Annotated in this window: 20 protein-coding genes; 9 read left to right on the forward strand and 11 right to left on the reverse strand. The window is 44.0% G+C overall.

Translation table 11 applies throughout. The features are described from left to right. Positions 1-135: 135 nt before the first annotated feature. The 4 genes from secB to epmA form a co-directional block, all read right to left on the reverse strand. Positions 136-600: a protein-export chaperone SecB gene (gene secB, locus DZ860_RS07965; RefSeq protein ID WP_120030400.1), complete on the reverse strand. Its 465-nt coding sequence runs from the start codon at positions 598-600 to the stop codon at positions 136-138. Between the two features lie 146 nt (positions 601-746). Continuing rightward, positions 747-1,181 (reverse strand): rhodanese-like domain-containing protein, encoded by a 435-nt coding sequence (locus tag DZ860_RS07970; RefSeq protein WP_120030401.1) that lies wholly within the window; start codon positions 1,179-1,181, stop codon positions 747-749. 272 nt (positions 1,182-1,453) lie between these two features. Next, the gene (locus DZ860_RS07975; protein WP_120030402.1) at positions 1,454-2,419 is read right to left on the reverse strand and encodes a DHH family phosphoesterase; all 966 of its coding nucleotides are present in this window, start codon (positions 2,417-2,419) and stop codon (positions 1,454-1,456) included. Positions 2,420-2,588: 169 nt separating this feature from the next. Further along, positions 2,589-3,560: an elongation factor P--(R)-beta-lysine ligase gene (epmA, locus tag DZ860_RS07980; protein WP_120030403.1), complete on the reverse strand. Its 972-nt coding sequence runs from the start codon at positions 3,558-3,560 to the stop codon at positions 2,589-2,591. A 436-nt stretch (positions 3,561-3,996) separates the two neighbouring features. Here epmA and frdA point away from each other — a divergent pair, with 436 nt between their 5' ends. The 4 genes from frdA to frdD are packed head-to-tail and all read left to right on the forward strand — an operon-like array spanning position 3,997 to position 7,342. Beyond that, a complete protein-coding gene (frdA, locus tag DZ860_RS07985; RefSeq protein ID WP_120030404.1) occupies positions 3,997-5,802 on the forward strand; it encodes a fumarate reductase (quinol) flavoprotein subunit in 1,806 nt (601 codons plus the stop codon). Next, a complete protein-coding gene (locus DZ860_RS07990; protein ID WP_120030405.1) occupies positions 5,802-6,566 on the forward strand; it encodes a succinate dehydrogenase/fumarate reductase iron-sulfur subunit in 765 nt (254 codons plus the stop codon). Before frdA ends, DZ860_RS07990 begins: the two co-directional genes overlap by 1 nt. Before the next feature lie 2 nt (positions 6,567-6,568). Beyond that, positions 6,569-6,952, forward strand: a complete 384-nt coding sequence (gene frdC, locus DZ860_RS07995; protein WP_120030406.1) for a fumarate reductase subunit FrdC — start codon at positions 6,569-6,571, stop codon at positions 6,950-6,952. A gap of 12 nt (positions 6,953-6,964) precedes the next feature. Continuing rightward, complete coding sequence (gene frdD / locus DZ860_RS08000; RefSeq protein ID WP_120030407.1) at positions 6,965-7,342, forward strand: fumarate reductase subunit FrdD; 378 nt, start codon at positions 6,965-6,967, stop codon at positions 7,340-7,342. Between the two features lie 96 nt (positions 7,343-7,438). On the opposite strand, the gene hslU is transcribed toward frdD, so the two are convergent. The 5 genes from hslU to priA all read right to left on the reverse strand — a co-directional run bounded on the left by hslU (position 7,439) and on the right by priA (position 13,887). After that, complete coding sequence (gene hslU, locus DZ860_RS08005; protein WP_120030408.1) at positions 7,439-8,776, reverse strand: ATP-dependent protease ATPase subunit HslU; 1,338 nt, start codon at positions 8,774-8,776, stop codon at positions 7,439-7,441. A gap of 132 nt (positions 8,777-8,908) precedes the next feature. Next, a complete protein-coding gene (hslV, locus tag DZ860_RS08010; protein ID WP_120030409.1) occupies positions 8,909-9,469 on the reverse strand; it encodes an ATP-dependent protease subunit HslV in 561 nt (186 codons plus the stop codon). Positions 9,470-9,646: 177 nt separating this feature from the next. Continuing rightward, positions 9,647-10,189 (reverse strand): SPOR domain-containing protein, encoded by a 543-nt coding sequence (locus tag DZ860_RS08015; protein WP_120030410.1) that lies wholly within the window; start codon positions 10,187-10,189, stop codon positions 9,647-9,649. A gap of 139 nt (positions 10,190-10,328) precedes the next feature. Continuing rightward, positions 10,329-11,336, reverse strand: a complete 1,008-nt coding sequence (gene cytR / locus DZ860_RS08020; RefSeq protein WP_120030411.1) for a DNA-binding transcriptional regulator CytR — start codon at positions 11,334-11,336, stop codon at positions 10,329-10,331. Positions 11,337-11,679: 343 nt separating this feature from the next. Beyond that, the gene (gene priA, locus DZ860_RS08025; protein WP_120030412.1) at positions 11,680-13,887 is read right to left on the reverse strand and encodes a primosomal protein N'; all 2,208 of its coding nucleotides are present in this window, start codon (positions 13,885-13,887) and stop codon (positions 11,680-11,682) included. Positions 13,888-14,190: 303 nt separating this feature from the next. Here priA and rpmE point away from each other — a divergent pair, with 303 nt between their 5' ends. After that, positions 14,191-14,409, forward strand: a complete 219-nt coding sequence (gene rpmE / locus DZ860_RS08030; protein ID WP_120030413.1) for a 50S ribosomal protein L31 — start codon at positions 14,191-14,193, stop codon at positions 14,407-14,409. 349 nt (positions 14,410-14,758) lie between these two features. Further along, positions 14,759-16,039: a malic enzyme-like NAD(P)-binding protein gene (locus DZ860_RS08035; RefSeq protein ID WP_120030414.1), complete on the forward strand. Its 1,281-nt coding sequence runs from the start codon at positions 14,759-14,761 to the stop codon at positions 16,037-16,039. A 111-nt stretch (positions 16,040-16,150) separates the two neighbouring features. Here DZ860_RS08035 and metJ read toward each other — a convergent pair whose 3' ends face one another. Next, complete coding sequence (gene metJ / locus DZ860_RS08040) at positions 16,151-16,468, reverse strand: met regulon transcriptional regulator MetJ (protein ID WP_120030415.1); 318 nt, start codon at positions 16,466-16,468, stop codon at positions 16,151-16,153. Positions 16,469-16,761: 293 nt separating this feature from the next. Here metJ and DZ860_RS08045 point away from each other — a divergent pair, with 293 nt between their 5' ends. The 3 genes from DZ860_RS08045 (at position 16,762) to metF (ending at position 21,550) form a co-directional block, all read left to right on the forward strand. Beyond that, entirely contained in the window at positions 16,762-17,940 is a 1,179-nt protein-coding gene (locus DZ860_RS08045) for an O-succinylhomoserine (thiol)-lyase (protein ID WP_120030416.1), read from the forward strand. Continuing rightward, positions 17,941-20,352, forward strand: coding sequence for a bifunctional aspartate kinase/homoserine dehydrogenase II (locus DZ860_RS08050; protein ID WP_120030417.1), 2,412 nt, complete (start codon positions 17,941-17,943; stop codon positions 20,350-20,352). A 307-nt stretch (positions 20,353-20,659) separates the two neighbouring features. Further along, positions 20,660-21,550: a methylenetetrahydrofolate reductase gene (gene metF / locus DZ860_RS08055; RefSeq protein WP_120030418.1), complete on the forward strand. Its 891-nt coding sequence runs from the start codon at positions 20,660-20,662 to the stop codon at positions 21,548-21,550. A 298-nt stretch (positions 21,551-21,848) separates the two neighbouring features. Here metF and zapB read toward each other — a convergent pair whose 3' ends face one another. Next, positions 21,849-22,091 carry a cell division protein ZapB gene (gene zapB / locus DZ860_RS08060; RefSeq protein ID WP_120030419.1) on the reverse strand — a complete coding sequence of 81 codons (243 nt, stop codon included), beginning with the start codon at positions 22,089-22,091 and terminating at the stop codon, positions 21,849-21,851. Positions 22,092-22,288: the final 197 nt, after the last annotated feature.

Raw genomic sequence — 22,288 nt, forward strand, 5'->3', positions numbered from 1 at the left:
CTTAAAAGGCAGCGTAATACGGAAACACCTTAGGTATAAACTGAGTTCAGTAAAAACAAAAAATGCACAACACATCCATTAATGATGCCTTGTGCATTTTTATAACATGTTCAGGAAAGATCCAAAACTTGTCAATTACGCTTCAGTTTGACCTTCCTGAGCTTGCTGCTGCAGGTAGTTCATGAACAATGCATCAAAGTTAACTGGTGCAAGGTTCAACTGAGGGAAAGTACCTTTAACTACTAGGCTTGAAATTGTTTCACGCGCATAAGGGAAAAGGATGTTCGGGCAGAATGCACCTAGGCAATGAGCTAGTTGACCCGCTTCCATCTTATCTGCAGTAAAGATACCACCTTGCTGAACTTCACATAGGAACGCTGTTTCTTCAGCATTTTGAACCGTTACAGTAAGGCGAAGAATCACTTCGTAAACACCCTCACCAAGTTCGCGGCTTTGCGTATCTAAATCCAGCTTAACTTCTGGGTTCCACTCTTTTTGGAACATAGCTGGTGAGCTAGGCGCTTCAAAAGAAACGTCTTTTAGAAAAATACGTTGAATTGCGAAGTTTTGTGCTTCTTGTTGCGGTGCTGCTTCAGCCATTTTCAAATCCTTTATTCTTTAACATCAAAGTCTGTTTGAGACTAACTGAGAGATAAAAAGAAAACTCATCATCACCATGATTTCGTGGTGAGACTCACATCTCTCTTAAATAAACGCCGACTTTATCGTCAGCGCTTAACCTGTCGTTACTTTTTACCACGTACTAGAGGTAAGTTAGCTTCACTCCACGAGATCAAACCATTCTTCAGCACGTACACTTTTTCAAAGCCGGCTTTTGCTAGTAGGTTAGCGTTATCTGGTGCAGTTTGACCTGTTTTACATACCACAATGATTGGGTCTGCCTTGCGATTTTCAAGGCTACCAAAGTTACTCGCTTTGATATCCGACGGCAAAATGTGAGTTGCATCGGTAATATGGCCTTTTTTGAATTCGTCTTTAGTACGAATATCAACAATCACACCATTCTCACGGTTGATAAATTGAGTCGCTTCAGATGCACCAATGATTTTGTATGCTGCTGTAGCTGATTTAACAAAACTCATGATTATAGCGACAACTAAGCCGATCCAAACCACACAAAGAATCATATTCTCTTGAAAAAACGCGATGTATTCTTGCATATCCTGTGCTCTTGCATAAAAAGGGCGCTAATACACCCTGGAACGAAAATTCAGATTGGGAGTATATAAGAGTTATTTCGCTTTAGCGAGAGAGCGACGTCCCGACATACCAAAAACGAGAAAGTAACAACGTTAAGAGGCTCCACCAATGAAGCCCTACTCTTGCTTTAAATAACCGATACTCGAAAATAAATACGATTCGAGATAACACTTACTTGAAATAACAACTAGAGATAATAGCTACTAGAGATAATAGCTACTTAAAATAACAGCTACTTGAGATAATAAGCCTCCAACTGACGAATAAACGCTGACTTACTCACTTTGGGTAACGCATTAATTCCCGCCGCGGCTTTACGTCCACCCCCTGTGGGAAATTGACGACAAATTTCATCTGCGCCCAGACGATCACTAAGAGGGGCTCTCACACTCACAGTGTAATCTTGTTGGTTAGGATTCAGTGTCAGCACAGCATGAGCCAGTGATGGTGATTGGTTGGCTAATTCGTTCCCAAATACCCCACTAATTCGACGTGCCCACGCTTTATCTGGCAACTCAAAAACTTTACAAGAGGATGATTGGTGGATAGGAACTAATTGTTCAAGGTGGTGGTAATCATCCCTATAACCTTGTTTCAACAAATAAAATGGAGATTGAGGGTCATTTCGCAAGTTGAATGGATCTTGATAGTCGAGTAACTCTTGGTACAACACGGTGGGAAAAATATGCAAGTCATTCAAGGTTGCACCATACCCGTTATAGTTAATCAGAGTACCTAACTCACATAAAAAATCGGTATCTTCACGACTCAGCCCTTGAGATTGAGCTAATCGATTTGCATGAGCATGAAGGTTATCGCCAAAAGCGGCAGCGATTGCCCATGTCACAAACCGCCCTTTCAACTTCTGGTTGATCAGTAAACTAGTGCAAACTTCCGCATCTAAGTTGATCAAACTATCAAGGTGTGGAGAACACGGAATATCCCCGGCTTGGTGATGGTCACAATAAAAAACCGGGATCTCTCGCGCTAAAAGGTTTAGCAACGCTGCCTTATTTTTATCCATGGACAGATCTAAAATCGTCACCGATGTGACATCTTGCTCTCGTTCAACGTGAGACACTAACTGGATATCTCGCTTCACTCCTGTTACGAGACAACTCTTTCTAGGATCAGCCAGGCGCAACTGAAGTAACGCGATAATGCCGTCCGCATCCCCATTAAAAACGTCATAGTGCATTAGCAATTCTCCATTTGCTAGTTCCCATTTGCTATCTTCTACTTGCTATTGTTACTCCCTACCCATCATTTCATCAGCGACTGAAAATACAAGCGACTGCAACCAATAACGAGTTGGGAGTATTACTATCAATTTCAGAGTTTTAGCTTCTAAGTTCTCTGCTCTAGATTTAAGCTCTAGGGAACGGAAAAGCCGTTACCTCATCAATATGATCATAACCCAGCGCGAGCATGATTAAACGATCGACACCAAGAGCAACACCTGCACAGTTTGGTAGACCTGACTCCAATGCAGCGATCAGATGGTAATCGATCGGCTGAGACTTAAGACCCATTTCAATTCGAGTGGCATTATCATGTTCAAAACGAGCAAGTTGTTCTTGTGCGTTATCCAACTCATGGAAACCATTTGCCAATTCAATACCCTTGAAGTAAACCTCGAAACGGTCGGCAACACGACTATCTTTGGGGTTGATTTTAGCTAGCGCCGCTTGCGATGCAGGGAAGTCATAAACAAAGGCCGGTACATGTTGACCTATTTTTTCTTCAACACCCATGCTGAAAAGTAATTGCAATAAGGTATCACGGTCTTCTTCCGTCTCTGCGATATCACTCAAGCCTAACGTCGCGGCAACCTTTCTGAGTTCTTCCATCGAGCCATCAAGAGGACACACGCCTAAGACATTAAGAAACGCTTGTTGGTAAGTCATACGCTCTGCCGAACCAGTTCCTAATGTTAACTGCAACAAGCTGTCCATCTCATCCATCAACTGATGATGATCAAACCCGACACGGTACCATTCCAACATGGTGAACTCAGGGTTATGAAAACGGCCACTCTCTTCATTACGAAATGCTTTGTTCATCTGATAAATGCAGCCACTACCCGCAGCTAACAAACGTTTCATATGAAATTCAGGGCTAGTCATAAAATACAATTTACGGCCATCGGCGTAACCTGGGCCAACAAATTCCGTTTGAAACGTATGCAGATGGATATCCGTCACCGTTGCATGACTCATTGCGGGAGTATCGACTTCTAGGACATCTCGCTTCGCAAAAAATTGACGAATTTGGCCAATTATCGCGGCACGTTGACGAAGTTGTTTTATGGAAGCGGTCGGTTGCCAATTTGTCTGCATATCGGATATCTCAGGAAATCTATAAACCTAAAGAAAGTATCAACTTTGCGTGACTTTTCCTAGTGCTTTAATCACGTAAGCACCGACAGCACCATTCATTTTTCTGATAAAAACGGCTCGAGCTTTGAAGCCAGAAATTTACGTACTACAAACAAAAAAACACAACCTATTTTCTCTGAGATCAGCCAAGGAAAATAATTACAACAATCCCGTAACACTAGGCAATGCGCGGGTGATAAGAGTGACATTCCACGCCGTGATTACAGTCACATAACCTATATTTTTTATGCTTTCTCTTGCACTTCCGAAGCAAAAACCTAATTACATCAATTTTTGCCTCCTTTTCCTCTTCTACACTAGCTTCAAACAACTTTGGGGTTCTCCCCCAACCACTATAACAAGCGGGTTTTCCGCAATCACACACTGGAGGATAACTGTGAAAATTATTACCACAGATATCGCAGTCATCGGCGCTGGCGGCGCTGGTCTTCGTACAGCTATTGCAGCAGCTGAAGCAAACCCAGATTTAGAAGTTGCTCTGATTTCTAAAGTTTACCCAATGCGTTCTCACACTGTGGCCGCTGAAGGGGGTTCTGCAGCAGTTATCAAGGAAGAAGACAGCTTGGACAACCACTTCAACGATACCGTTGGTGGTGGTGACTGGCTATGTGAACAGGATGTTGTTGAGTATTTCGTAGCAAACTCAACGCGTGAAATGATCCAAATGGAGCAATGGGGTTGCCCTTGGAGTCGTAAAGAAAATGGTGAAGTCAACGTACGCCGCTTTGGTGGTATGAAAGTTGAACGCACCTGGTTTGCGGCAGACAAAACTGGCTTCCACATGTTACACACGCTTTTCCAAACATCGATGAAGTACCAAAACATCAAACGTTTTGATGAGTACTTTGTGGTGGATTTGCTTGTTGTAGAGGGGGAAGTACAAGGCCTAGTCGCTATTCATATGTCAGAAGGCGAATTGGTTACGATTAAAGCAAAATCTGTTGTACTTGCAACAGGCGGCGCAGGTCGCGTTTACCACTGTAACACCAATGGCGGTATCGTTACTGGTGATGGTATGGCAATGGCGTACCGTCATGGTATTCCACTACGTGACATGGAATTCGTTCAATACCACCCAACCGGTCTACCTGGCACAGGTATTTTGATGACGGAAGGTTGTCGTGGTGAAGGCGGTATTATCGTCAATAAAAACGGCTACCGTTACCTACAAGATTACGGAATGGGCCCGGAAACACCTGTTGGTCAACCGAAAAACAAATACATGGAACTGGGTCCACGAGACAAAGTTTCTCAAGCGTTTTGGCATGAACAACAAAAAGGTAACACCATCAAGCACCCACTTGGTGATGTTGTTCACCTAGACCTTCGCCACCTTGGTGAAGAGTACTTACAAGAACGTCTACCATTCATCTGTGAACTGGCAAAAGCGTACGTTAACGTTGACCCAGCAAAAGAGCCAATTCCAATCCGCCCTACCGTGCACTACACCATGGGTGGTATTGAAACAAACGGACAATGTGAAACTCGCATCAAAGGTCTATTCGCCGTTGGTGAATGTGCTTCTGTTGGCCTACACGGCGCAAACCGTCTTGGCTCAAACTCACTAGCTGAATTCGTTGTATTTGGTCGCGTTGCTGGTGAGCACGCTGTAGAACGTGCTGCAGAGTTCAAAGGCTGGAATGACGAAGCAATTGCTATTCAAGTGAAAGCGGTTGAAGAACGTATTGCTGCGCTAATGGAGCAAGAAGGCGAAGAAAACTTAGCGGATATCCGTAATGAAATGGGTCACTCCATGGAAGCGGGTTGTGGTATCTACCGCCAAGAAGATTTGATGCAAGCAACCATCGATAAAATTGCTGAACTTAAACAGCGTTACAAGCGCATTAGCATTACAGATAAAGGCAAAGTGTTTAACACCGACCTTCTGTATGCAATTGAACTTGGTTACGGACTGGAAGTAGCAGAAGCAATGGTTCACTCTGCGATTCTACGTAAAGAATCACGCGGTGCGCATCAACGTCTTGATGATAACTGCACTGAGCGTGACGATGTGAACTTCCTAAAACACACGCTTGCTTTCTATCAAGCTGATGCTGCACCAAGCATTGATTACAGTAATGTCACCATTACTAAATCTCAACCAAAAGCTCGTCTATACGGCGAAGCGGCTGAGAAAGCAGCAGCGGAAGAAGCTAAAAAAGTAGCAGAGGAGCAAGCATAATGTCGGCAAATCGTATTCAAAAAGTAGACATTCTGCGTTACGACCCAGAGCAAGACGCAGAACCGTACTTCCAAAAGTTTGAAGTACCATTCGATGAAACCATGTCGGTATTAGATGCACTTGGTTACGTGAAAGATTACCAAGATAAAGAGCTGTCTTACCGCTGGTCTTGCCGTATGGCTATCTGTGGTTCATGTGGCATCATGGTGAATGGTGTGCCTAAACTGGCATGTAAAAGTTTCCTACGTGACTACCCAGATGGCGTGAAAATTGAGCCTCTAGCGAACTTCCCAATCGAGAAAGATTTGATTGTAGATATGACGCCATTCATTGAGCGCCTTGAAGCTATCAAGCCTTACATCATTGGTAACGATCGTAAGCCAGAAGACGGAACAAACCTACAAACACCAGAGCAAATGGCGAAATACAAGCAATTTGCAGGCTGTATTAACTGTGGTCTTTGCTACGCAGCATGTCCTCAGTTTGGTCTAAACCCTGAGTTTATCGGTCCTGCTGCACTGACTCTTGCACACCGTTACAACCTTGATAGCCGTGATAACGGTCAAGCTGAGCGTATGGCGCTTATCAATGGTGACAACGGTGCTTGGGGCTGTACGTTCGTAGGTTACTGTTCAGAAGTATGTCCAAAGAGTGTTGATCCTGCTGCTGCAGTAAACCAAGGCAAGATCACGTCATCAATGGACTTCGTTATTGCCATGCTAAAGCCTGATGGCACACCAGCGAAAATCGCAGAGGAGGCATAAGGATGAGCAATCGTAAACCTTACGTTCGTGAAATGACACGTACTTGGTGGAAAGATCACCCGTTCTACCGTTTTTACATGCTACGTGAAGCAACTGTACTGCCTTTGATCCTATTCACTCTGTTCCTAACCTTTGGTTTAGGCGCACTTGTGAAAGGCCCAGAAGCTTGGCAAGGCTGGTTGGAGTTTATGGCAAACCCAGTGGTTGTTGCGATTAACATCGTCGCACTAGCAGGTAGCCTATTACACGCTCAAACATTTTTCAGCATGATGCCGCAAGTAATGCCAATCCGCTTAAAAGGTAAGCCGGTTGACAAGAAAATCATCGTACTAACTCAGTGGGCTGCTGTTGCACTTATCTCACTGATCGTTCTTGTTGTAGTGTAAGGAGCTATTGAAATGAATCCAAACTACAAAGTAAATCGATCACCAAAACGTTCTGATGAGCCAGTATGGTGGGGCCTATTTGGTGCAGGTGGTACTTGGTTTGCTATGATCACGCCAATCACTATCTTGGTATTAGGTATCCTTGCACCACTTGGTATCATTGATGCTGAAGCTCTAAGCTATGATCGCGTGGCAGATTTTGCCACCAGCATCATTGGCGCACTGTTTATCATTGGTACGCTAGCACTACCAATGTGGCATGCAATGCACCGTGTACACCACGGCATGCATGACCTTAAATTCCACACTGGTGTGGTTGGTAAGATCGCGTGTTACGCAATTGCTGGCTTAATTTCAGCACTTGCTGTGATCTTTGTCTTCATGATCTAATTTCAATAGATAACAGACAAACAAAAGGCTGATGTTTTCACATCAGCCTTTTTTGTTGTTCAGATTTTACTAATCAAAGAACGAGAACATGAGACGCTATAGAATAAAGCGGCTTAGATCTTCATCTTCAACCAATTCGCCTAGACGTGATTTCACGTATTCTGCGTTAATCACCATGCTAGAACCGGCTTTGTCCGTTGCTTCGAATGAAATCTCATCCATCAAGCGTTCCATCACAGTGTGTAAACGGCGAGCACCGATATTTTCAGTCGTTTCGTTTACCGTCCATGCTGCTTCTGCAATTTGCACAATACCGTCTTCGGTAAATTCGATATCGACATTTTCTGTCTTCATCAATGCAACGTATTGCTCGGTTAATGATGCTTTTGGCTCAGTCAAAATACGTTTAAAGTCGTTGCTTGAAAGTGCCTCTAGTTCGACACGAATCGGCAAGCGGCCTTGCAATTCAGGGATCAAATCAGAAGGTCTCGCCACTTGGAATGCACCAGAAGCAATAAACAAGATATGGTCTGTTTTTACCATGCCGTGCTTAGTCGATACAGTACTACCTTCAATTAAAGGCAATAGGTCACGCTGAACACCCTCGCGTGAAACATCAGGACCAGAGCTTTCACCGCGCTTACAGATTTTATCAATCTCATCGATGAATACGATACCGTTGTTTTCAACATTAAAGATCGCCTGCTCTTTCAGCTCTTCTTGGTTGACCATCTTCGCAGCTTCTTCTTCAGTCAGCGCTTTCAAAGCATCTTTGATTTTCATCTTGCGCTTTTTCTTGGTGTCGCCAGCAAGATTAGAGAACATGCTTTGCAGTTGGTTCGTCATCTCTTCCATACCAGGAGGAGCCATAATCTCTACACCCATTTGAGGCGCAGCAACATCGATATCGATTTCTTTATCGTCTAATTGGCCTTCACGTAACTTCTTACGGAAAATTTGACGAGTATTTGAATTGCTTGTGTCTTCAGATTGCTCATTTTGACCCCATGCATCGCGTGCCGGTGGAAGCAATGCATCTAATACGCGCTCTTCCGCCTGCTCTTCTGCGCGGAATTTTACTTTTTCCATCTCTTGTTGATGAGTCATTTTGATCGCCGCGTCGGTTAGATCACGGATAATGGTCTCAACTTCCTTACCAACATAACCAACTTCAGTAAACTTGGTTGCTTCGACTTTAATAAAAGGTGCATTCGCCAGTCTTGCTAAACGACGAGCGATTTCTGTTTTACCCACACCGGTAGGACCAATCATCAGAATGTTCTTTGGTGTCACTTCCACACGTAGACTTTCTTCTAATTGCATACGGCGCCAGCGGTTACGTAGAGCGATAGCTACTGAGCGTTTTGCGTTATCTTGACCAATGATATGGCGATTCAGTTCATGAACAATTTCACGAGGCGTCATTTCAGACATAATCAAATTCCTTAAATTCTTGTTTCACAACACCCTAGCGCTTGAGATTCGTATCAAGTAAACAATGCTCCTAAGCTCCATATGGATAGGAATAAGCACTGCGATCTCAAGTCAATCTAGGATATCTGTTATTTATTCCGCACTATTGCTTACTGGATCGCTACCCTCAGGGATGTCCAGTTCGTCGATCGTGTGATGGTGGTTAGTGAACACACAAATATCACCAGCAATAGTCAGTGCTTTTTCCGCGATTTCGCGTGCACTTAAATCGGTATTTTCTAGTAGGGCCATCGCAGCAGCCTGCGCATAGTTACCACCTGAACCAATCGCAATTAAATCATGTTCAGGCTGAACCACATCACCATTACCGGTAATGATTAAAGAGGCAGTTTCATCAGCAACCACTAATAGCGCTTCTAACTTACGAAGTGCACGATCACTGCGCCAATCTTTCGCTAATTCAACCGCGGCTTTTGTTAAGTGTCCTTGGTGCATTTGCAGCTTGCTTTCAAAACGCTCAAATAGCGTAAACGCATCTGCCGTACCACCGGCGAAACCAGCGAGGACTTTATTGTTATATAGGCGGCGAACTTTACGAGCATTACCTTTCATGACCGTGTTACCGAGGGATACTTGTCCATCACCCGCGATGACAACTTTGTTATTACGACGTACAGATACAATGGTAGTCACGTGTAGGGCCTCTTGTAATTTAATTTTGGAGTTAATGAATATATGAGGCTATGCGGGAGAAAAATCAAGGTTGATGACAAGCTAGATGACAAACAACGGCAAACAACTCGCTGGGTAAAAAGGCAAAATGTGAGGCCAATAAAAAAAGAGCGAGTTCCCATTGAACTCGCTCTTCTTTTATTGATTTTCTTTCCAAATTGCACAAGGCTCAATTTTGGCTCGTTGCAACTTATGCTTATCTTTCTCAGCGTTACGTTTTAATTTGTACGGGCCAAGAACAACTCGATACCATGAACTGCCATCTTTCTTAATGATCTGGCTTTTCAGTCCTTGGAATGCGATATCAAGCTTACGTGCCTCTGCTTGTGAGGCTGTTTTATAAGCACCACACTGCATTACATAAGGAATAGCCGAAATAACCTGCTCTTTAGCTTGCACTTCGATTTCTCGATTAGGCAAACTTTCGACGTAATCCCATTTTTCTTCAGGAGGTCGAGGAAGCTCTTTCGCTGTGTTTTTAGGTTTCACCACTTTAGCAGGTGGTTGAACAACCGGTTCAGCTACTGGCTCAGGATCACTGCTCAACGTATATAAACCGAAACCTAATGCACCGACACAAATGACGGCAGCTAAACTGCTACGCCAAGGCTTGCGTTTTGGGGCTTGTTTCTTTTTTGTCGGCTTTTTATTGCCGCGTCTTACGTAATCTTTATTCGCCACTGTCTACCGTCTGGTTGGTTTTCAACTATCGCTATGTTAATGCAGATTCGGAAAATATGACATATCCTGATGTGGAAGCGGCGCATCAAATGCGCCACTTTTACATAGAACTAACGTTAAGATCATGAAACTGCGCGATCTACACCACTCTTGGTGGTGCGGCACTCTGACGAATCACTAATTCCGTCTCTAAAAGACGAGAACCCGCTCTTACATCATGGCCTCTTAGAAGCTCTAACATCATCAACATCGCTTGACGTCCAATCTCATAACGAGGTTGAGAGATGGTCGTTAATGGTGGATCACAGTATTGAGCAAAATGAATATCATCAAACCCAACTACGGATAAATCTTGAGGAACACGTAAGCCTAATTTTTTAGCTTCTTGAATCGCACCAATCGCCATAGCATCGTTATGACAGAAAATAGCGGTCGGTGGCTCTGGTAAAGCCAATAACTGACGTACCGCTTTGGCACCATCTTCAAAAGTAAAGTTACCGTAAGTGCAGTATGTCGGGTTCATAGTAATACCCGCACGACGCAGTGCTTGCTGATAGCCTTGCTGACGGAACTGACACAAAACGGCATGTTCTGGCCCTGAAATCTGAGCCACTCTTTTGTGACCCATTTGCGTCAAGTAATTCACCGCTTCAAATGCCGACGTTAAGTTGTCGATATGAACTGTCGGTAACTCCAATTCAGGAGCAAATTCACATGCCATCACCATAGGTGGCAAGTTTTTTTGTTCTGGTTTACTGACATCAAATGGAAGATCGGAACCAAGCAATAACATACCATCGGCTTGCTTAGTAAAAACCAAATTCGCAAATGAATGCTCACGTTTTTTCTGTTGACCGCTATCTCCTAGCAAAACAACATAACCGTGTTCCATCGCTGCGTCTTCAATGCCACGGATAATCTCCGTGTAATAAGGATCACAGATATCTGGAATAATTGCGATAATGGTTTTTGATTCATTACGACGTAAATTACGCGCAAGAGAATTTGGTGAATAGCCCGCTTCCAATACGGCATCTTCCACACGCTTACGTGTTGCTGAAGATACTTTTTCAGGATTCATCAACGCTCTTGATACCGTCGCCGTTGAAACTCCTGCCAGCTGGGCAACATCCTTCATTGTCGCCATAAATGATTAACCCTCTTATGTCCTTGCGTGGTGATCATTCGTCACCGAAACCTAATAAACCTGAACTGAAAAGATCTAACCTATTGATTGATAGCCTTTCTTATTCTGAGTTCAGATTAATAAAATAAATTGCTGATGAGCTAATGCTCACTCTTCTAGCAACCGATTATGCCTCACGCAAACGTTTCCTAATTGAGAAAAACGTAGAAATGTAGAAAACCTCTCTAGTTTATTCAATCAGAGACATAATGTTACGGGGGAATTAACAAAACTAAACCGCAGTGCGTGATAGTGGTCACAAAAACAAGTTAATAGTAATGAATGTGACATTACAAAATGCCTACTAGCTTAGATCTTGTGGCTCTATATCCAAAGTCCAGCGAACTTTCTTTGCTATTGGCAGCATATTGATCGCTGCTTTTGAACTCGCTAATAATCTTTGCATTTGTGGTCGACTTTGGGTCTGCAACAATAGCTGCCAACGGTATTTACCCGCTCGCTTTGCTAGCGGTGCTGGCGTTGGTCCTAACACTAAACAGCCTCTATCAAATAAAGGATTGGCTTCTAACGTGTGGCGGACCTGACGTAAGAAATCCTCCACTAACTGTGATTGATTAGCCTCTGCTCGAAACAAGGTTAAGTAAGTATAAGGCGGCAACATCGCGGTTTGACGTTCATACAATGCCGCTTCTGCAAAATGACGATAGTTTTTATGCAGCAACGCTTGCAGTAGTGGATGCTCGGGATGATGCGTTTGCAACACCACTTCCCCCGGTTTACTTGCGCGGCCAGCACGGCCTGCCACTTGGGTAAATAGCTGTGCCAAACGTTCTGATGCACGAAAATCACTGCTATATAGCGAGCCATCCACATCTAATAATGCCACTAAGGTCACATCTGGGAAGTGATGCCCTTTCGCTAACATTTGAGTGCCAATCAGTATCTGATATTCACCCTTTCGAATCGCACTTAAAGCAGATTCTAAACTACCTTTTCGTCTGGTACTGTCTCTATCAATTCGAATCGTTTTGTAATCAGGAAAGAGCTGTTCAAGTTGCACTTCAAGTTGCTCGGTTCCGACGCCAACGGTCACTAAGTTCGTTGAACCACAACCTTGGCATTGGTGAATAATGGGTTGTTGAGATCCACAGTGGTGACAACGAATTTCATTACTATATTGATGGTAAGTGTAATAAGCATCACAGCGCTTACATTCTGCAATCCAACCACAATCATGGCACATCAGAGCCGGAGAGAAGCCACGTCGATTTAAAAACAGCATCACTTGATTGCCAGCCGATAAATGACGGCGCATTTCTGCAATCAATGGGGCGGATAAGCCACTTTCTAAATAGAGACCTTTAACATCAAACACCTTATTAGTGGTTGGAACCGCATTACCCGCTCGATAAGACAAAATAAGATGATGGTATTTGCCTGTCATTGCATTATGAAGGGTTTCTAGCGCTGGGGTCGCCGAGCCTAATACAATCGGGATCTGCTCTTTATTGGCACGCATAACCGCGACATCACGCGCGTGATAACGAAGGCTGTCTTGTTGCTTATAAGAAGCATCGTGTTCTTCATCCACGATAATGATGCCTAAATCAGCAAATGGCGTCAGCAAAGCAGAACGAGTACCGATAACGATACCAGCGACCTTGTCTCGTGCAGATAACCAAGCATTTAGTCGCTCAGTATCATTCAACCCTGAATGGATCACTTCAACTGGCACATTAAAGCGCTTACGGAATCGACTAATTGTTTGAGGCGTTAAACCAATTTCAGGTACCAGAACCAACGCCTGTCGGCCTTGTTCCAGTATCGGTTTAATCATATTTAAATAGACTTCGGTTTTCCCTGAACCGGTAACGCCTTCAAGTAGGAAACAACCAAATTCTTTATGGCTATTGACTGTCGCAATCGCAATCGCCTGTTCTTGATTCAGTTTTGGTTTATCAACTGCCGCTTCAATATTCACAGGCCAAGGTTGCAGCTTGGGCTTTTTCTCTTGAGAGCTAATCCAACCTTTGTCTTGCAGTGAGTTTAGGAACCTATTGGTGATTTCCTCATCAAGAAACATTTGATGCGCTACAGGACCAGACTCGAGCATATGCATCACTTTGGCTTGCTTAACCGCACTGCCAAAACCTTGCATCAGTTTATCTCGCCCTTGCGGGGTTAATGACCATTCTATTGAAGAAGTAAAATCGGCCACTTTACCTTTACGCAGCGCACTCGGCATCGCATTAGCTAAAGTTTCCCCTAACGGATACTGATAGAACTGGCTTGTCCATTGCAGCAAGTCATACAAGGAATCTGGCCACACTGGTCTATCATCGAGCACCGCTTTGATCGATTTAAGCTGATCTTGGCTAAATTCAGAATGATTAACCATTGCCGTGACGATTCCAACCAGTGTTTGCTTACCAAAACCAAACGGCACAGACACTCGCCCACCGACAATTGGAAATAGGTGTGAGGGAATCAAATAATCAAACTGCTTGTCGAGTGGAACAGGCAAAGCGACTCGAGCAATGGTTGGGCGCATACATTCTTAAAAGTTAATTAGGCTATTGCCTTGATTATACCCAAGTCACTATAAGTTGCATGGTTAGTTGTATGATGAGTTATATGCTAGGTCACATGCCTAGTCGCAGAGTTCAGAGTGATTAAAAAAGTAGCTAAATAGTTAGCAAATCAGTTGATCATAAGGCATGGATTCATTACTATACTGCGCCTTAGCACTATGGCTTGTTGAGTTTATCGACAAGCGGTATGCAAGTTTTTTATTAACTACGTGTGGTGTCCGGCTTAGATTCGGATAGCGACACGGCCTAACCGAGGTTCTCCCATGAAAGCTGGTATCCACCCAGAATACAAAGCAGTAAGCGCTACTTGTTCTTGCGGCAACTCTTTTGAGTTCAACTCTACTCTAGCTAAAGATTCAATCCACCTAGACGTGTGTGACCAATGTCACCCATTCTACACTGGTAAGCAACGTATCGTTGATACTGGCGGCCGTGTTGATCGCTTCAACAAGCGTTTCGGTGCTCTATCAAGCAAGAAGTAATTACTTCTTACTGATTAAATTTAAAAAGGACGCTCAGGCGTCCTTTTTTATTGCCTGCTATTCATCCCTTTAAAAAATGACAGTAACTCCCCTCGCTAATTACAAGATCGCCATTCGTTACAAGCTTACCATTACAAACTTCTAGTTACTTCGAGATAACATCTTCAGCCTGCTCACATCGTCAAGTCAGACAGGGAAACTCAAATATGTGATCTATCTGGTCTTATCAGAGCAATATCTGAGTATTATAACTACTTGAGTCGTAATCCTACCTAGGCAGCTTGACTTACATCCTCTAGAATACACTTCTTATTAACGAAATTATTACAATTAAAGAGTGCCCACAACTATGTCAGAAGACCACACCCAAGAGGTTTCTCCAGAAGAACAGTTCCGCCAGCAAGCATTGGATTACCATGCCTACCCAACGGCAGGTAAGATCGCAATCGCACTGACAAAACCAGCAGAAACAGCAAAAGACTTATCCCTCGCTTATAGCCCGGGTGTTGCTGAGCCTGTTCGTGAGATCGCCCAAAACCCAGACACAGTGTACAAATACACGTCGAAAGGAAATATGGTCGCAGTGATCTCAAACGGTACAGCAATTCTTGGTTTAGGAAATCTTGGGCCATTGGCATCAAAACCTGTCATGGAAGGAAAGTCGCTACTCTTTAAGCGTTTTGCTGGTCTAGACTCTATCGATATTCAAGTTAAGCATCGAACCATCGAAGAGTTTGTCGATACCGTTGCAGCGATTGCTGATACCTTTGGTGGTATTAACTTAGAAGATATCAAAGCCCCTGATTGCTTTGAAATTGAGAAGCAACTGATTGAACGTTGTGATGTCCCGGTTTTTCATGACGACCAACATGGTACAGCTATTGTTACCGCCGCAGGTATGCTTAACGCGATTGAACTGCAAGGTAAGCAACTCAATGAGGCAACCATTGTTTGTCTCGGTGCGGGAGCCGCCGCGGTTGCTTGTATGGAGCTTTTGATTAAATGCGGTGCGATGCGTGAAAAAATCTACATGCTGGATCGCAAAGGAGTCATCCATACTCGACGTGACGACCTTAATGAATACAAACAGCTGTTTGCCAACAATACCGACAAACGCACATTAGAAGATGTGATTGAAGGTGCCGATCTATTCTTAGGTGTTTCAGGGCCAAACTTGTTGCCACAAGAAGCATTAAAATTGATGGCGGATAAGCCGATTGTTTTCGCTTGTTCTAACCCTGATCCGGAAATTAAACCAGAACTGGCTCACCAAGTCCGTGATGACTTAATCATGGGTACAGGTCGCTCCGATTATCCAAACCAAGTCAATAACGTCCTATGTTTCCCATTTATTTTCCGTGGTGCATTGGATGTTCGTGCCAGTGAAATTAACGACCAGATGAAATTGGCAGCCGTTGATGCCATTCGTCATCTTGCTAAAGAAGAAGTTCCAGAAGCGGTACTTCGAGCAGCAGGTGTCGAGCACTTATCATTTGGTGCTGACTACATTATTCCTAAACCAATGGATCCACGTTTATTGCCACGAGTAGCAAAAGCGGTCGCTCAAGCAGCGGTGGATTCGGGTGTTGCCCGTATTCCAATGCCAGACAACTATATGCTTGATGCTTGATGCTTGATGCTTGATGCTTAAACCTTAAGGCCTAAGCAATGTTCAGACATAAAAAAACGAGCTCATAATAGAGCTCGTTTTTTTCAATATGTTTGATTATGAATTAGCGCATTAATCATCAAATGCTTCAAATTCAATACCCATCTCGATCATGAGTTTTTTCACTTCAGCCGGAATATCATCTGGGCGATCTTTACGTAAATCTTCATCCGTTGGTAACGGTTGACCCGTGTAAGCATGCAGAAATGCTTCACAAAGCAATTCACTATTCGTGGCATGGCGTAGGTTATTAATTTGACGACGTGTACGCTCGTCTGTCAGTACTTTTAGTACTTTCAGTGGAATCGAAACCGTAATTTTCTTTACTTGTTCGCTTTTCTTTCCATGTTCCGCGTATGGGCTAATGTAATCGCCATTCCAGTCTGCCATTGCGCACCTTCGATAATTATTGTGGGTAGATATTAAGAGTCCGCAATTTTAGCCGCATTTAAGTCTATAAGCAAAGATATATGGACGTCTAGAAGTATTGACGTCTCAATTTTTGATGCGTAAAGTGAAGAGAATAGATTAAAAATAGTTCAACTCGATACTTCAAAAGCCTAGTTTGGCTGAGTTTGCTATCCAATCACTCGCTTGAGTAAGAGTGAACGATACACGCAATAAGAAAATACTCTCGATAAAAAAATACTCGACCAGTTACCATAGTTAGGAAGGATACATCTATGAGCGTCCACAAGCCCGCAACAATCGCAGTACGTACCGGCATTGAGTCAGATACCCAATTTCACGCGGTCGTCCCTCCGATTTACCTTTCAACTAACTATGGATTCCCTGCTTTTGGGGAGGTTCCAAAGTACGATTATACTCGTTCTGGTAATCCAAATCGCGGTTTACTCGAAAATGCTTTGTCTGAACTTGAGTCTGGTCACGGTGCTGTGGTCACCAACTGTGGTACATCCGCAATTAACCTTTGGGCTACTGCATTTTTAGGGCCAACCGACATCATCATTGCCCCTCATGATTGCTATGGCGGAACCTACCGCTTATTTAATACTAGGGCGCAAAAAGGTGATTTTAAAGTTTTCTTTGTCGATCAATCCAACCCTGACGCTCTCGCTGAAGCACTCTCCCACAAACCCAAATTAATTCTTATCGAAACACCATCTAATCCTTTAGTGCGAGTCGTCGATATTGAACAGATTTGCCGACAAGCGAAAGAAGTGGGTGCTCTGGTTGCCGTCGATAATACCTTTTTGACACCTGTGTTCCAAAAGCCTTTAGAGCTTGGTGCTGACTTTGTCATCCACTCAACAACAAAGTACATCAACGGCCATTCCGATGTGATTGGTGGGGTGATTATTACCAAAATAGAGCAACATACCGAGGAGTTATCTTGGTGGGGCAACTGTATTGGCGCAACGGGAACACCATTTGATAGCTACATGACCCTACGCGGTATTCGTACTCTCGGCGCAAGAATGAAAATTCATGAAGAGAGCGCAGGCACTCTGCTCAACTACCTCATCGAGCAACCATTAGTTGGAACGATTTACCACCCAAGCTTACCTGAGCACCCGGGCCACGAGATTGCTAAAAAACAACAATCGGGATTTGGCGCCATGTTGAGCTTTGAGTTTACTGGTAGCTTTGAACAACTAAAGCAGTTTGTTAGCGCGTTAAAGCTATTCTCTTTAGCGGAATCACTCGGTGGTGTAGAAAGTCTAATTTGTCACCCAGCATCGATGACTCACAGAGCAATGGGAGAAGTTGCGCTCGAAGAGGCTGGTGTTTCTCAGCAACTACTGCGCATTTCAGTAGGTTTAGAAGACACCGATGACCTCATTGCCGATTTAAACCAAGCTTTCGCCCAAGTTATTCACTCAAATCAGGAGCAATGCTAAATGTCGATTGAACGCCAACTGCATAAATTTGGTGGTAGCAGCTTAGCGGATCCCGAATGTTATCGTCGAGTCGCCCACATTCTTAAAGAATATTCCTCACCTGACGATCTCGTGGTTGTTTCAGCAGCAGGGAAAACGACCAATCATCTGATTGAGTTTCTTGAGGGCTTAGACAAAGATGGCCGCTTGGCCCATGAAGCACTGCAAGCGATTCGTCAATACCAATCTGATCTTATCGAAGCACTACTTATTGACCATGAACAGCAACAATTACTTGAGCAACTCTCTGATGAAATTCGTGCACTTGGAGAGCTCACCGCCCCATTGACTCAAGCACAAAAAGCACAAGTATTAGGCCATGGTGAAGTTTGGTCAGCTCGCCTACTCGCTAGCTTGCTTAATCAACAACAGCTTGCTGCGATTAACCTCGATGCTCGCTCTTTCTTGCGCGCTGAATATGCCACGCAACCAGAAGTGGATCGCGGAGCCTCTTATCCATTATTAAAGGAAATCTTGGCCCAGCACTCTTTGCATCGCATTGTCATCACCGGCTTTATGGCACAAGACTCATTAGGAAATACGGTATTACTAGGCCGAAATGGCTCGGATTACTCTGCGACAATTATCGGCGCATTAGCGGAAGTAGAACGTGTAACGATTTGGAGCGATGTGGCTGGGGTATACAGCGCGGACCCTCGCCTAGTTTCCGATGCCTGCTTATTACCACTGCTGCGCCTAGATGAAGTCAGTGAACTTGCTCGCCTCGCTGCTCCAGTATTGCATAGCCGCACTTTACAGCCCGTTGCCCAAAGTGCGATGGATCTACACCTTCGCTGTAGCTACCAACCGGAATCAGGCTCTACACGCATTGAACGCGTTCTTGCTTCAGGACGCGGAGCAAAAATAATATCGTCACTTGATGACATTTTGCTGATTCAAATTAATTTTACTTCTGGGCATGATTTTCATCGCCTTGAACAAGATGTCCTAGAGCGTCTTAAGCGAGCTCAACTTGAACCACTCACGTACGAAGTACAAAGCGATCAACACTGTTTGCGTTTAGCTTACACCGCGGAAATTGCTAATGGCGCATTAGGCTACTTGCAAGAAGCCGCCATCGATGCCGAAATTAAGCTCAAAGAGGGGTATTCATTAGTCGCCGCTGTTGGGGCTGGTGTCACCAAAAATGCTCATCACTGCTATGGCTTTTACCAACAACTTAAATCATCCCCAGTTGAATTTATTTCTGAATCCCAATCTGGGTTAAGTTTGACCGCTGTTCTTCGCCGAACCAACACCCAGACCCTAGTTACTGGCATTCACAGTCAACTGTTCCAGGCACAGAAACGTATCGCGGTTGCTCTATGTGGCAAAGGGAATATTGGCTCACGATGGCTAGATCTCTTCACAGGACAAAAAGGTGAACTAGAAAAACGCTACGGAATGAATTTCGAGTTAGTGGCTGTCATTGATAGCAACCACTATTGGTTTGATGCCAATGGCATTGATGCAGCAAGTGCTGTCGCGCAGTTCGATAATGAAGCGCAACAACATAAAGATAATGAGTGGATTCAAAGACTCGGTGCAATTCAAGGCTTTGATGAAGCTGTCGTATTAGATGTAACAGCCAGCCCTGAACTGGCGAAAAGCTACCTCGATATTGCGGAACAAGGTTTACATCTAATCTCAGCCAATAAAGTAGCTGGCTCCTCTTCGAGTGAGTACTACCACCAAGTGCAAGATTCGTTTGCCAAAATTAACCGACATTGGCTATATAACGCCACTGTTGGCGCAGGGTTACCCATAAACCATACGGTTCGAGACCTGCGAGAAAGTGGTGATGAGATCATTGCATTGTCGGGAATATTCTCTGGCACTCTATCGTGGTTATTCCAGCAATATGATGGCTCGATACCTTTCGCTGAATTGGTTGATCTTGCTTGGCAACAGGGGCTAACAGAGCCAGACCCACGTCATGATCTCGATGGTTCCGATGTGATGAGAAAGTTAGTGATTCTCGCCCGTGAATCAGGCCTCGATATTGAACCAGAATCAGTGAAAGTCGAAAGCTTGGTGCCAGAAGAACTGGCGTCACTCTCTTTAGATGATTTTCTCGATAACAGCCAAGTACTCAGCACTTTATTAGCGGAGCGCCTCGAAAAGGCCCAGCGTGAAGATAAAGTATTACGCTATGTGGCAAGGCTAGAGAAAAATGGTCAAGCGACCGTAGGTGTGGAAGCGCTACAGAAAGAACATGCTCTGGCAAACCTACTGCCGTGTGACAACATTTTTGCCATTGAAAGTCGATGGTACAAAGATAACCCTCTGGTGATCCGTGGTCCGGGTGCCGGACGAGAAGTCACCGCAGGGGCGATTCAGTCAGACCTTAATTTACTCTCGAGCTTGTTGTAGCGAGCTCAATAACCGAATTATAGAAAGCGCATCTTTAGATGTGCTTTTTTTTCTCCATTATATGGAGCATAGAAAATTGATGAATGAGGCTCAGAACGGGTTCAACCCTGTTAACAATTGTTAAACTTGAAAAAGTTTAATTACAAACATGAGTAAAATTCATAATCACATTGTTGACATTAAATCATATTCAATTCATTCTGTGGACATATAGACGTCCAAACGTCAGAAAGGATTCAGACGTAAAGGAATTCGTTATTAAAGGATAATGTGCACTCGGAGTACTGAGCGCGACAGGGAGAGTGAAATGGGTTATACACACGCGAGCCATATCGATGCTTTAAATCAAAACATCGCCGAGCTATCAGACAACATCAATGTTTCTTTTGAGTTTTTTCCACCAAGCAGCGAGAAAATGGAAAAGACCCTATGGAACTCTGTTCATCGCTTAAAAACTCTTAATCCTAAATTTGTTTCCGTCACCTACGGCGCTAATTCTGGCGAACGTGACCGAACTCACTCCATCATTAAAGAAATCAAAACCGGTACCGGTCTAGTCGCCGCGCCTCACTTAACTTGTATCGACGCTTCACGCGAAGAACTAATTCAAATCGCTGATGACTATTGGTCAAATGGCATCGAAAGTATTGTCGCTTTGCGTGGCGATATCCCACCGGGTGGCGGTGCGCCTGACATGTATGCGTCAGACTTAGTTGAGCTACTCAAATCACGCCATGATTTTGATATTTCGGTCGCGGCATTCCCTGAAGTTCACCCTGAAGCCAAAAGTGCTCAAGCGGATCTTTTGAATCTAAAACGAAAAGTGGATGCAGGAGCAAACCGAGCGATCACTCAGTTCTTTTTTGATGTGGAATCTTACTTACGCTTTCGAGACCGCTGCGTCGCAGCTGGTATTGATGTGGAAATCGTTCCAGGCATTCTTCCCGTCTCAAATTTCAAGCAAGCATCTCGCTTTGCCGCGCAAAATAATGTCAGAGTCCCTGGTTGGATGGCCAAGCAGTTTGAGGGGTTAGACGACGACCCAACAACGCGCCAATTAGTTGGTGCTAGCCAAGCAATCGATATGGTGCGAGTACTCAGTCGTGAAGGGGTGAAAGATTTCCACTTCTACACTCTTAATCGTGCTGAAATGACCTACGCACTGTGCCATACCCTAGGTATTCGCCCAAACGTCTAGTGGGAAGATGATAGGATAAAAATGGGAAGATCAAAAAAGCTGACATAACGTCAGCTTTTTTCACATGACTCAGAGCACTACGCCGATGACTCAACTTTTAGTTAGAAGAACACACGTAAAGCTATTGGAGCTGTAGTTTCGGCAATAACTGGCTTACCCTAACTAAGTAGCTTACCCTAACTAATTGGAGCTGCAGCTAGGCGACAAACGAACGAATCCCTATGAGCATAGACTCGCTATGTGATTAGGGTGAGTAAGTGCCGTCAACAACGCTGCAGTTTCAATTAGGACGGGGAATTTATTCTACTTCGTCCATCTTACCTAACAAGTTGCGAATACGCTCTTGCCATGCAGAATGCTCTTCTTGCATTTGTTGTGACTTCTGCTCTAGCTCTTCACGGCTTGCACGAAGCTCTGATGCTTCTACAGACAATTGTTCTTTTTCTTCTTTAAGCTCTTCAACTTCCATTTGTAGCAGTGAAATAGTATCTACAGCTGTTTGGATTTTTGCTTCTAGTTTTTCAAGTATTTCAAAAGACATCTAAGCCTACCTTTGTATTGTTCGGTTGAGGTGATAGTGCAAGTAACCCTCATTCTACTCAGCCCGCAATGGATAAACACGCCCTATATTTGATATTTTGCGCCATTCGATTAAAAAACCGTCACATATTGACCTTGGGCTAACTTACCTTGCCAAATCGCTTATCTCAACGCAAATCTGACCCTCGAATTCACCCA

The organism is Vibrio sinensis (assembly GCF_003605645.1).
GTDB lineage: Bacteria > Pseudomonadota > Gammaproteobacteria > Enterobacterales > Vibrionaceae > Vibrio > Vibrio sinensis.

Excerpts from the sequence above, each read along its gene's own strand:
- secB (WP_120030400.1), bottom strand. The coding sequence starts at position 600 with ATGGCTGAAGCAGCACCGCAACAAGAAGCACAAAACTTCGCAATTCAA.
- DZ860_RS07970 (WP_120030401.1), bottom strand. The coding sequence starts at position 1,181 with ATGCAAGAATACATCGCGTTTTTTCAAGAGAATATGATTCTTTGTGTG.
- DZ860_RS07975 (WP_120030402.1), bottom strand. The coding sequence starts at position 2,419 with ATGCACTATGACGTTTTTAATGGGGATGCGGACGGCATTATCGCGTTA.
- epmA (WP_120030403.1), bottom strand. The coding sequence starts at position 3,560 with ATGCAGACAAATTGGCAACCGACCGCTTCCATAAAACAACTTCGTCAA.
- DZ860_RS07990 (WP_120030405.1), top strand. The coding sequence starts at position 5,802 with ATGTCGGCAAATCGTATTCAAAAAGTAGACATTCTGCGTTACGACCCA.
- frdC (WP_120030406.1), top strand. The coding sequence starts at position 6,569 with ATGAGCAATCGTAAACCTTACGTTCGTGAAATGACACGTACTTGGTGG.
- frdD (WP_120030407.1), top strand. The coding sequence starts at position 6,965 with ATGAATCCAAACTACAAAGTAAATCGATCACCAAAACGTTCTGATGAG.
- hslU (WP_120030408.1), bottom strand. The coding sequence starts at position 8,776 with ATGTCTGAAATGACGCCTCGTGAAATTGTTCATGAACTGAATCGCCAT.
- cytR (WP_120030411.1), bottom strand. The coding sequence starts at position 11,336 with ATGGCGACAATGAAGGATGTTGCCCAGCTGGCAGGAGTTTCAACGGCG.
- priA (WP_120030412.1), bottom strand. The coding sequence starts at position 13,887 with ATGCGCCCAACCATTGCTCGAGTCGCTTTGCCTGTTCCACTCGACAAG.
- rpmE (WP_120030413.1), top strand. The coding sequence starts at position 14,191 with ATGAAAGCTGGTATCCACCCAGAATACAAAGCAGTAAGCGCTACTTGT.
- DZ860_RS08035 (WP_120030414.1), top strand. The coding sequence starts at position 14,759 with ATGTCAGAAGACCACACCCAAGAGGTTTCTCCAGAAGAACAGTTCCGC.
- metJ (WP_120030415.1), bottom strand. The coding sequence starts at position 16,468 with ATGGCAGACTGGAATGGCGATTACATTAGCCCATACGCGGAACATGGA.
- DZ860_RS08045 (WP_120030416.1), top strand. The coding sequence starts at position 16,762 with ATGAGCGTCCACAAGCCCGCAACAATCGCAGTACGTACCGGCATTGAG.
- DZ860_RS08050 (WP_120030417.1), top strand. The coding sequence starts at position 17,941 with ATGTCGATTGAACGCCAACTGCATAAATTTGGTGGTAGCAGCTTAGCG.
- metF (WP_120030418.1), top strand. The coding sequence starts at position 20,660 with ATGGGTTATACACACGCGAGCCATATCGATGCTTTAAATCAAAACATC.
- zapB (WP_120030419.1), bottom strand. The coding sequence starts at position 22,091 with ATGTCTTTTGAAATACTTGAAAAACTAGAAGCAAAAATCCAAACAGCT.